The organism is Gracilimonas sp. (assembly GCF_031581265.1).
Taxonomy (GTDB): domain Bacteria; phylum Bacteroidota; class Rhodothermia; order Balneolales; family Balneolaceae; genus Gracilimonas.
This window is the reverse complement of the sequence record NZ_JAVLBQ010000056.1, coordinates 1-11,348: the sequence shown is the minus strand read 5'-3', so window position 1 is coordinate 11,348 and position 11,348 is coordinate 1. Positions and strand designations below refer to the sequence as shown.

The 11,348-nt window shown below is 40.4% G+C and carries 7 protein-coding genes; 1 reads left to right on the top strand and 6 read right to left on the bottom strand.

The features are described 5' to 3' along the window. Positions 1–652: 652 nt before the first annotated feature. Positions 653–1,189, bottom strand: coding sequence for an REP-associated tyrosine transposase (locus tag RI561_RS13545; protein ID WP_395080782.1), 537 nt, complete (start codon positions 1,187–1,189; stop codon positions 653–655). Positions 1,190–1,773: 584 nt separating this feature from the next. Between RI561_RS13545 and recQ the strand changes: the two genes are divergently transcribed. Beyond that, on the top strand, positions 1,774–4,005 hold the full coding sequence (recQ, locus tag RI561_RS13540) for a DNA helicase RecQ (protein ID WP_395080781.1): 2,232 nt from the start codon (positions 1,774–1,776) through the stop codon (positions 4,003–4,005). Positions 4,006–4,337: 332 nt separating this feature from the next. Here the strand turns inward: recQ and hflC are convergent, their stop codons facing one another. From hflC to RI561_RS13515, 5 genes are all read right to left on the bottom strand, one after another. Next, positions 4,338–5,285, bottom strand: coding sequence for a protease modulator HflC (hflC, locus tag RI561_RS13535; RefSeq protein WP_395080780.1), 948 nt, complete (start codon positions 5,283–5,285; stop codon positions 4,338–4,340). A gap of 1 nt (position 5,286) precedes the next feature. Then, positions 5,287–6,303 (bottom strand): FtsH protease activity modulator HflK, encoded by a 1,017-nt coding sequence (gene hflK / locus RI561_RS13530; RefSeq protein ID WP_395080779.1) that lies wholly within the window; start codon positions 6,301–6,303, stop codon positions 5,287–5,289. An 85-nt stretch (positions 6,304–6,388) separates the two neighbouring features. Further along, positions 6,389–8,929, bottom strand: a complete 2,541-nt coding sequence (locus RI561_RS13525; protein ID WP_395080778.1) for a PP2C family protein-serine/threonine phosphatase — start codon at positions 8,927–8,929, stop codon at positions 6,389–6,391. Between the two features lie 109 nt (positions 8,930–9,038). Next, positions 9,039–10,832 carry a histidine kinase dimerization/phosphoacceptor domain -containing protein gene (locus tag RI561_RS13520; RefSeq protein WP_395080777.1) on the bottom strand — a complete coding sequence of 598 codons (1,794 nt, stop codon included), beginning with the start codon at positions 10,830–10,832 and terminating at the stop codon, positions 9,039–9,041. Between the two features lie 103 nt (positions 10,833–10,935). Continuing rightward, positions 10,936–11,348, bottom strand: a 413-nt coding sequence (locus RI561_RS13515; RefSeq protein ID WP_395080776.1) for a transketolase C-terminal domain-containing protein, incomplete at its 5' end; no start/stop codon positions are given.

The following is an 11,348-nucleotide window of genomic DNA, read 5'->3' as shown; positions in this document are numbered from 1 at the left end:
AATCATAACTTATATCACATATTGCTTAAACGACTCAGAGACGATCCGCTTTGACTCGTTTGCTTCATAAGACCCTAAATAATTAACGGTGTTATCATTCATATACTTATAACTTAAGTTTATTTTTTTACAAATCTTACGATTAAGATAATGTTCAAATTCAAAAACAAAATGGGAATAAAATATATTTTTTTTTTTAACAATTAATGAGACAGCTAAAATCAGCTCATCTTGAATAATTGTACCTAACTTAGAATTTCGTATAGCCGACGAACGATTCGTGAATGCATACTTCTTCATTGGTGCATTTCTAGCTGAGTTTGTACTCGTAACGAACCTCAGGTACGTTATACCTCACGAAACCTCCGGTTCCAACGATGTAAGCCTAGACCGAACTATTTTGAACCAGAAGTTCAGGCAGGCATTCCCAACGAGACGTTGGAAATGAGTTCAATCTTAGGCATGGAACGGATATGACGGATGGTCACAAACTAAACTTGTTACGATCGCTCCGCGTCTTTGTGAAGCAAGTGCCTTCTTTGATCCGAGACTATCCACTCAATGCTCTTTATCTGAATTCTATTCCGTTACCCTCGTTACGAACCTCAGGTTCGTAATACCTGCCGGAACCTCCGGTTCCAATTACATAGTATCAGCCCGAATAAATAGTTACCGGGATTAGCCCCTTCACTCCCAAATAATTTCTGGCTGAAGAATACCGCCAATGCTCCGGTCGGTCAACAAACCCCCGTTTTACAGGATTTAAATGAATATACTCCAATTTCTGAGTTACGAGTACATCGTTAAAAAGCTGTTTAGGATGCAAACCTTCTTCCCACACCTGATAATCACATTTTAACTTATGTTTCAATTTTCTGAATTCAATTTGGCTTAGGAGTTTATTATTTCTACCATCTCTCAAGGTATCAACCATTTTTCGTGCCATAAACGATTTAGCAAGTCTCAGTTTCTTAGCTAAATCTTCTCCTTTTACAATAGCGTGAAAATGATTTTCCATGATTACATATCCGTAAATAAGTATCTTTCGTTCCGCCTGCAGAAATGTGAAACTGTCCAAAAAAATCTTTGCTAATTTTGGATTTGAAAGCAATGGTAATCCATCTTTTATTGTACTTGTGATAAAGTATGGATAGTGTTCTTCGTGAATTTTGTATCGGCTTCGTCCCATGATATTTTCTCTTTACTTTTTCATAGTTAGAGCGATTTCCAGACAATTCCTTACAAATTTTTTTATGAGAAGCCTTTATTACTGATTCGAACCAGAGGTTCGTACAGGCATTCCCAACGGGACGTTGGGAACGAGGCACTCTATGGCAACAAGCCCTAAATCACTTTTTACCCTCGTTACGAACCTCAGGTTCGTAATGCCTGCCGGAACCTCCGGTTCCACTTTGTGTCAAACCCAAAATTCGAAATGGGAAATTGAACGCAGATGAAGCGGATTGCGCGGATAATCGCAGGTAAAGTTTACACTCGCTATGATCACTCCGCGTCGTAGCGAATTACAACCTTTTTAGCACTCGGCTTAAACTGGGGAGTTTGTATATAGACCTGTCAGGTTTTAGAAACCTGACAGGTCTGATACAATTGATATTAGCCAAACACTCATGTCGGGGTTTCATTCCTTTAAACCATCACTCATAAAAACCCCATTTTGTGCTTTCGTGTTTTCGTGGCAAATAAACTTTTTTCAAAAAAATCTGTAAGGAATTCGGTTTTCATAGCTCTTACCTTAAAAAAAGACGACAGATTATGAATTTAACTAATACACCAACCGATACTATGCCGGATATCCAACAAGCGGAACACGTACTTCATGAAGTTTTCGGGTTCGAGGAATTCCGGTCGCTGCAAAAAGACATCATCCAGAACGTACTGCAAAAGCAGGATACACTGGCCATCATGCCCACAGGCGGGGGGAAGTCGCTGTGTTATCAAATTCCGGCTCTTATTTTTGACGGACTGACAATTGTGGTCTCGCCGCTTATTTCACTTATGAAAGATCAGGTGGATCAGCTTACCGCCTATGGAATATCGGCATCTTATTTAAACAGCTCGCTCTCACCCCAGGTATATCAATCGACACTGGATGAAATCCGCAGAAATAAACTGGATTTGCTGTACCTGGCCCCGGAGACTTTATTGAAGCCGAACGTACTGAATCTGCTTTCGGGATTGAATGTAGAATGTGTAGCTATTGATGAGGCGCACTGTATTTCTGAATGGGGACATGATTTCCGTCCCGAGTACCGGCAACTTTCCCAGGTAACCGACCGATTTGATCATGCAGTCACCCTTGGGCTGACGGCCACCGCCACTCCCCGCGTTCAGAAAGATATTGCGAATACTCTGGGCCTCGCCGATGCCAACACTTTTGTTGCAAGTTTCAACCGCAAGAACTTATACCTGGATGTGGTCACTAAAAGCAATCCGCTGCAGCAGACCATCAATTTTTTACGACGACATGAGGGGGATTCGGGCATTATTTACTGTTTTTCAAGAAAGCAGGTCGACCAGCTTACGCAAGATTTGAACGCCAATGGATTTAATGCCTTGCCGTATCATGCAGGTTTGGGGGAAGGCGAGCGTACCCAAAATCAAAATGCATTTATTCGGGATGAAGTGGATATTATTGTGGCAACGATCGCTTTTGGGATGGGCATCGATAAGCCGGATGTGCGGTTTGTGGTGCATCATGATATGCCGAAAAATATTGAGTCGTATTATCAGCAAATCGGTCGCGCCGGACGGGATGGTTTGCAGTCGGATTGCCTGTTTCTATTCAGCTATGGGGATGCGGGTAAAATCCGCTATTTCATCGACCAAAAAACCGGGGATGAGCAACGGGTAGCCGAAGAGCATCTCCAAAAGCTGATGGATTATGTAGAAGCGCATCAATGTCGGCGAATAAAGCTGCTGGGATATTTTGGGGAGCATTTTAATGAGCAAAATTGTGGGATGTGCGATTTCTGCACCGGTGATACTCCTGAACGCGAAGACATTACCGTGCCGGTCCAAAAGTTTCTTTCCACTATGGTTCGTACTGAGCAGCGATTTGGCTATAACCATATCCTGAATGTACTGCTCGGTTCACGCCGAAAAGCGGTATTGAAGTTCAATCATGATAAACTTTCGACGCATGGAATTGGCAAGGATTTGAGTCGGCCCGAGTGGAAGCAGATCTATCGCGAACTGATGAAGCAGGATATCATCGTCCGGGAGTTTGAGCATAAGAGTCTTAAGCTGACTCCTAAAGCCATGGAGATTCTGAAAGGAAATCAGGAAGTGTTTGGGGTGATTGAGGAACCGGTTCAAAAAGGACGAAGTACATCCTCGTCAAAATCCGACATTGAGTCTTTGGACTTCAATCGAGAGTTATTTGGGCTGTTGAAGGAGAAACGCATGGAGCTGGCACAGAAGCAGGGTGTTCCTCCGTATATCATTTTTGCTGATACTTCCCTGATTGAGATGGCTTATTATTATCCGCAAGCTAAAGAGAGTTTCCTGAAAATCCATGGAGTGGGTCGAGCCAAGGCTAAAAAATATGGCGAGGATTTTCTTGGGGTGATTAAAGAGTTTTGTGAAAATAATGATCTTAATGAGCGGTCTAAATCTGATACCAAAAAACAAACTAAATCGGTTCAAAAGACACTGAGCAAAGACAGCCGGCCGTTCGAGGTTGGTCAGATGTTCCAGGGTGGTAAACTGATCGGGGAAATTGCTTCAGAAATTGAGGTAAAAGAGGGAACCGTTGTTGGCTATCTCAGTAAATTTTTGAAGGCGGGCCATTCTATTCCGGCTGATCATATTTTGGAGGCTTCAGGATTATCGAAGGAGAAGTGGGATGGAGTCTTTAAAGCTTTTGAAGAACATGGCCATGAATTACTCCGCCCAGTTTTTGATGCGCTGAATGAGGAGATTCCCTATGACGAATTGCGGATTGTGCAGTTGTATTTAATGGTGAAAGATGGAGATCAAGAGTAGTTTCTTCCAACCCTGTGTCTGTTACAGATTTTGAAATTACTTTTTAGCCCAAACTCCGTTAAGCTTTTTTGGCTTATATAATATTGTGGGCGGAGTTTATCGATTTCCAACCTGCCTTAATTTGACAAGGATGCTGCTCCTTTGGAGCACATCTGTTTTAAAATTGAGGCTCTAAAATTCATATAGAAGTATATTTAGTGACGACGCAGAGCGATCGTCACTAGTTAAAAGCACCTTGCTCCAGAGGAACAACATATTTGTGAGCTGGTGCTAACAAAAAAAGCACGAGCTCATCACTCGTGCTTTTAAAATATGATTTAAACTAATTTGTCCTAATTAATCCGGTTCAAATACCGGAAGAAATCACTATCCGTTGAAAGGATAATATTTGTTTCTTTATCTAACGTTTTGGTGTAGGCATTCATAGTTCTTACGAATGAGTATAGTTCGCGAGCTTGGGAGTTTCGGTTATACGCAGCATTATAAATTGCAGCGGCCTGAGCATCGGCCTCACCTCTTATAATCTCAGCTTCACGGAATGCTTCGGACTGAATTCGAGCCAGATCTCTTTCCTTTTCACCATTAATCCGGGATGCTTCACCTTGTCCTTCCGAACGGAATTCATCGGCTATTCGATTACGTTCCGAAATCATACGGTCATATACCGTCTGCCGGACATCTTCTACATAATTCACGCGTTTGATACGAAAATCTAAAATAACGATTCCCAAATCAGATGCTCTTTGATTACCCAGGTTTTGGATGTCTTCCTGAATTTGCTGCCGTCCCGTTGCAATGTCCTCCAGAGAATCTTCTACCACTTCAAGCATTAAAGCTCCTGTGGTATCCGGGTCGCGATTACTTGACCGAACAATTTCCAGCAGGTCATGAGCTGCAATAGCATTTCGGGTTTCCCCATCCAGAATATCATCCAATCGAGACTGAGCTCCTCGCTCTGTTCCTAATCTTTGATAAAACTGCAGTGGATCGGTTATTTGCCAGCGGGCATAGGAATCCACAAAAATGAACTTCTTATCCTTGGTTGGAATTTGATTGCGGTCGCCATCCCATTCCAGATACCGCTTCTCAAAGTAGTTGGCCTTTTGCATAAATGGGATTTTAAGCTTTAATCCCGGTTCCGTCACGGCATCACCAACAGGATCACCAAATTGAGTTATAATAACTTGTTCGGTTTCATGGACGATATAAAATCCATCAAGTACCGTTAATAATATCACTAACCCTACAACGGCGGCTACAATTTTTTTAGCTTGACCCATCTTAGTTACCTCCGTTGTTATTTTGATTTGAGTTGTTTGTCTGCTGGAGGCCTTCTAACTGCATTTGAAGGAGTGGAAGTACATTGTTTCCACTTTCATCCGTAATAATTTTCTTGCCCATTTTCGGAATTACTTCTTCCATTGTTTCTAAAAATATTCGTTGTTTTGTTACCTGTGGTGCTTTAATGTATTCCGCATACAGATCATTAAATCGGGAAACTTCACCTTCGGCATTGTTGATTCGCTCTGAGGCATAACCTTCAGCCCGCTGAATGGTTTCTTCAGCTTGACCGCGAGCTCTTGGGATCACCCGGTTGTAATCAGCTTTAGCTTGATTTATGAGTGTTTCCCTTTCCTGTTGAGCCTCATTAACAGCATTGAAAGAAGGTTTTACAGGGTTTGGCGGATTTATATCCTGCAATACCACCTGTTCTATGGTGATACCCAGTTCATATTCTGTAACCAAAGACTGTATCAAATTTTGTACTTCAATAGCTACTTCGGCACGACCAACCGTCAATACCTCATTAACTGTACGATCACCCACAATTTGACGCATTGCAGCCTCAGAAATATCGGAGAGTGTTGATTCTGCATTGCGTACTTTAAACAGGTAACTGTAAGGGTCATTGATTCGATATTGAACCACCCATTCTACATCGGCCAAATTCAGGTCCCCTGTTAACATCAGGGATTCATTTTCATATCCGGCTTTCTGATATTGGGATTCTACGCCCGCACTTACCGTACGATATCCAAATTCTTGTTTTAGCTGTCGCTCAACCGGTACTTTTTCTACCTGATCGATAAAAGGGAGTTTATAATTTAATCCCGGTTCTACGTTTTCTACAAATTTTCCTAACCGCACTACTACTCCTACTTCTTCCGGATCAACCGTAAAAAATGAGGACCATCCAACAAGAAGTACAATCAACCCGCCAATAATCAGGCGAATATTTTTTGTAACCTTCTTGAACTGAGGCGGCACATTAAATTCAAAATCTTGTTCTTGAGCCATGTTCTATTTGTTTTATTTATTGTGAGAGAGAGACACCATAACAATGTTAAGGTGCTTTTTAACAATTTAATTCTTCAAAAAGTTATCAAACCTTCAGGCATATGATAGTGGTATCATCAGCCAATTGATAGTTGCTGAATTTCTGAACGGTACGCTTAATTTCTTGTGCAATTTCTTTTGCAGAAAGCTTATCGGTATCGATAGATTCAATAAGCCGCGGCACTTCATCAAAACCAAAACGTTCTCCTTTTTCATTCACCGCTTCAGGTAACCCATCGGAATAGAGTAAGAAGAAATCTCCTTCCTTCATTGATATCAATTCTTGTTTATACTCTACTTTTTCTCTCAAACCAAGTGGGTAAGAAGGATTTGGGGTATGAATGTATTCTGCTATTCCATTTCGCTTCAAAATCGGGCGGCAATGGCCTGCATTAGCTATAGCCATTTGTCGGGTTTCCAGATCATACCGGGCCATAACACAGGTTATAAAAGTGCGTTTATCGGTGCGATGGAAAATAGGTTCTGATATCTCAGATAACACTTCATCCGGGCAGTCATGTTTCATCCTTGAAAGCAATAAACCACTGGTAAATACGGCCGGCATTGCAGCTTGCATGGCTTTCCCGGAGACATCCACCACGGACATTGTTAGAGCTGATGGCTTATCCGTTTCATCTTTTGTTAATAAATAATCAAAATAATCTCCTCCTACTTCAAACGAAGGCATGAAGAATCCATACACTTCAAATCCTTCTGCTTTGGGGGGTTGAAGGGGCATCAGCTTAAACTGACTTTCACGGGCTATCTCAATTTCCTTTTCAACCCGCAGATGTTGAGCTATACGTTCTTCATATTCCGGGATGTAGTCTCCTACTTCTGAAACTGAGACTCCATACCGATAAGCAATAAAGCCATAAATAAGCGGGCCGGCCATTATAAATGCTTGTACCCATCCCACATACGCTAAGTTTAGATCCGGTGAAGCAACATAGGGTTGTATCATAAAGAATACCGAAAACACCCACCAACCGGTGCACACAGTCAGTAGTCCATACTCTCGTAGTGCATAAATAAATACAATCGCAACGCCAACAAATATGACTAAATCCTGGTAAAAAGTACCACTGGTGCTGAATAGTCTGCCCAGCACGGTTATACATATCCCTGAAATCAAAATGGCTAAGATACTGGAAAGCCATTCTTTTTTGACCCAATGGCGCAATATGGTATATACAAATCCAATTTGCGCAATACACACTAACCATGTGGTGGTCCATGTACTCATATTTATGGTAAGTAATTTTGGAGCTATACTGGCTTCTGTATATCCAAACTGACTGTCGCCCTGTAGTAAAAACTCTCCCATTAAAAAGAGCATGGAGGATATAATCCCGATGACAATTCCTCCGAAAGCAAAGCCATGTACTAAAGCAGTTCCTGTTTCACTGACAAAGAATTTGCGCTGCCAAAGTGCATCAATGATATCTACTTGTTTTTCCTTTTGTGAGCGAGCCAATGCCTCCCAACTGATGTATGCAAAAGCTGCGTATAAGCCCACAGCTAAGCCAAAAAGCAGACTGTTGATTGTACTCCCAAAAACACCGGTGTTGGTTAAAAAAGGATTGAATGAATAGATAAAGAATATGGCACGCCACCCATAAACCCCTGCTGCAATGGTTACAAAAATAAATAAGGCCCTTCGCCATTCCACTTTACCCTTGAATATATTTCTAATTCCAACACTGAATATCAAGATTCCCAGCACAAAAACAGATATGAAAAACAGGTACGTAAATACCATCCCATCATCGTCACCCATCGTAGCTGTTTTGGATAAATCTACCGGTTCATATTCGCCCAGTGCAGCAAAGGAATTAATGGAGTAACCAAATTCAGTTCTGAATATATCCTGATTATCAAATTCCCGGACAACAGGCTCTAAACTCAAGGTTAGTGTTTGAGGTAATCCGGCTGAATCTTCTTTTAGTTTCCATGTAATTTCAAGTTCATTAGGTTGCCCACCATTATCTAAAAGCCTTTGAGAGTTTTGCCCTTCATCGGAAACCACTAAAGAATCCTGAACATTATTTTCCACAATGTTATACAGGCCCAAATTATACCCGAAAACATCTCCCACCAAGTATTCAGCAATAGTAAAGAGAGAGTCTCCTGTTAAAAATGTTGGATTTGTGTTTTCAGGGTGACTATTCAGCCTAATGATTTGCCCGGAATTTGATACGTTTACTTTTAGTTGCCCAGTATCTTCAAACAATTGATCGAGTGTAGCAAAAACTCCGCTACTGCCATTCTTCTCGCCAAGTACCGTTTCCCAGCTTTGGGTGTGAAGTCCCCTGTTATTTAGTTTTGCCGGTGTAACGTTTTGATTTGCAGAGTCGCGAATGGTTTCAACGTAGGAAAGATGTTGCCGCCTCATGGTAACTATTGCCAAACTATCGGCAGAAAATCCTATTTCCTGTGCTATTTCGGTAATTTTTTGATCAACTTGCTTCCTGTTTTGTTCTATAGGACCATTGGCATAAAATTCTATCTCCGGTCTTAAAAGGATATAGATAAGCAGACCTGCTAATCCACAAAGGATAAGTATATATGACTTTTTATTTAACAACCTAAATGTGCCCTTTTTCTCGTTAGTACCTTTTCAGAAATAATCAGGATTACGCTACGATTCGAATACTATTTTGTTTCCAATAACGGCAAAACTTTACCATAATAAACTATTCGTCTATTGAAAACCTCACTTGGAAACTGCTCCCATTAGCATCATTCCGATCCAAGATTTCAAACTCACCTTTCAACTGCTTAGTCAGTGTTTTTATTAACGTGGCTCCTAAAGAATCTGAATTCGCAAACTCCTCTGCATTAAATCCCCGTCCGTTGTCATTTACCGTTAAGGTTATTCGGCCATCGTCATTGGTTGCTTTAACTTCAATCATGCCTTCTTTTTGATCATTAAAAGCATGTTTAAAAGCATTCACAATAAGTTCATTAACCAATAATGAGCACGGAATAGCTTGGTTAATACTCAATGATATGGGTTCTACATCTGCAACGAGTTTGATATTTTTGTCGTCCGTCAAATGCATGCTGCTTATGGCCTGCAGTAAATCGTTTATATAATTCTGATATTTTATAAACGCCAACGATTCACTTTCATAAAGCATTTCGTGTACGAGCGCAATAGACTGTATCCGCAGTTGAGTATCTTTAAGGGTTTTTTCGACTTCCTTGTTCTTTACATTCAAGCCCTGCAGCTGAAGAATTCCTGAAATAACGGCTAAATTATTTTTCACACGGTGATGAATTTCAGCAAGCATCACTTCTTTTTCTTTCAACGATGATCGAATTTTTTTCTCAGCTTTAATACGGTCTGAAATATCACTTGCTACCGCTACCGTTCCCACTTTATCGCCTTGATTATTTAACAATTCTGCTTCTGACATTAACACCGGAATTGCTCTCCCTTTCTTATCAATCAGTGAAAATTCAAACGCATAGTCTTTGTCATTGTTCGCTTGATATTGTTCTTCCATGTCTTCGAGGTTATAAAATTTCTTCAGAGGCTCCCCAACCATTTCATCTATTTTGTAACCCATCATTTTAGCTGCTGATGAATTGACTCTAATTAGAATACCCTCATTATCTGCCACAAATAAAGCCTCTTGAATAGACTCTATTATATTATCTAAATAGGTTTTAGATACAGTAGATTTTTGAAGTCCTGCCGCCATATTATTGAATGAATCTGCCAGTTCTCCTATCTCATCATTTGATTGAATTTCAATACGCTCATCCAGATTCCCTTCCCCTATCCTTTTTGCCGAATCACTCAACTTTGACAAGGGATTGGCAATAGAACGATAGATATAAATAGCTAACAAAATTGCAAAGAGTACCGAAAAACCGGTGGCTAAATAATTTATAGTAGCTGCTTTTGTTAAAGATTCATTCAAATGTTGATTTCTCGTCTCCTGTATGCTAAGCACATAGTTTCTAAGCTGTGCAATCTCCGGTATAATGTTATTGCGGAAATAGGGCTCAATGGAGTTAATAAACATCATATTGAATTGGGTTTCATCTTCATCTCCCAATACCAACCACTCTTTTGAAATGGATTTATAAACCTGGTAACTCTCAAATAGTTTATTCAGGTCTTCCGGTAACCTTTCATTGCTTCCCAAAAGATCCTGAAGTTCAGCAAAAGATGATTCAAATATTTCTAATTCATTTTCAAAATCTTCTACTAAATTTTTTACGGCAGGAAGTTCCTGAATAGTGGTGTACTTTTCTTCAGCTATTAATGATTCACGAATTCCATTGAGAAAAATGAGACTTTGAAAAAGACTCCTCTCCATTTCCCCGGTATAAATAACTACCTCAGATGCTTCGCCAACTGAACGTAGTTGCTCATTGCGAATTTCAGATGTGTAGTAATCGGAAATAAAACCCACAACAGCCAATAACAAACTGATGCAAATAAATCCGATTATAATTTTTGTTCCAAGCCTCAATATGGTATGCTTTATTTTAAATACTCCTTAATGTATAGATTCCAAACAGGAAACTCTATAAATCCAATATTAAAAAAGACTCATGTAACATCTGTCTACAAAGTCAGAATTTGAGTATCTCTTCAATTTTATCTACAATTTTTTTAGTGGTTGGCAGAACTGACTCCATAAGCCCAACATTATAAGGAACAGGGATATCGGGCATGGTAATTCGTTCTACAGGTGCATCTAAATACTGAAAAGCTTCGCGCACAAGTACAGCGGCTATCTCAGCTCCAAAGCCGGCCGTACGATTATCTTCATGTACTATAAGGCATCGGTTTGTTCGTTGAATGGAGTCTAAAACTGCTTGTTTATCCCAAGGCATCAGTGTCCTCAGATCTATAACATCTGCCGAAACCCCGACTTTTTCGACAGCCTCCTCGCTTCGCTCACACATAGCACCCCAGGTAACAATAGTAATTTCATCCCCTTCCATTAATTTATTGGCTTTACCAAAAGGAACCACAAATCCAT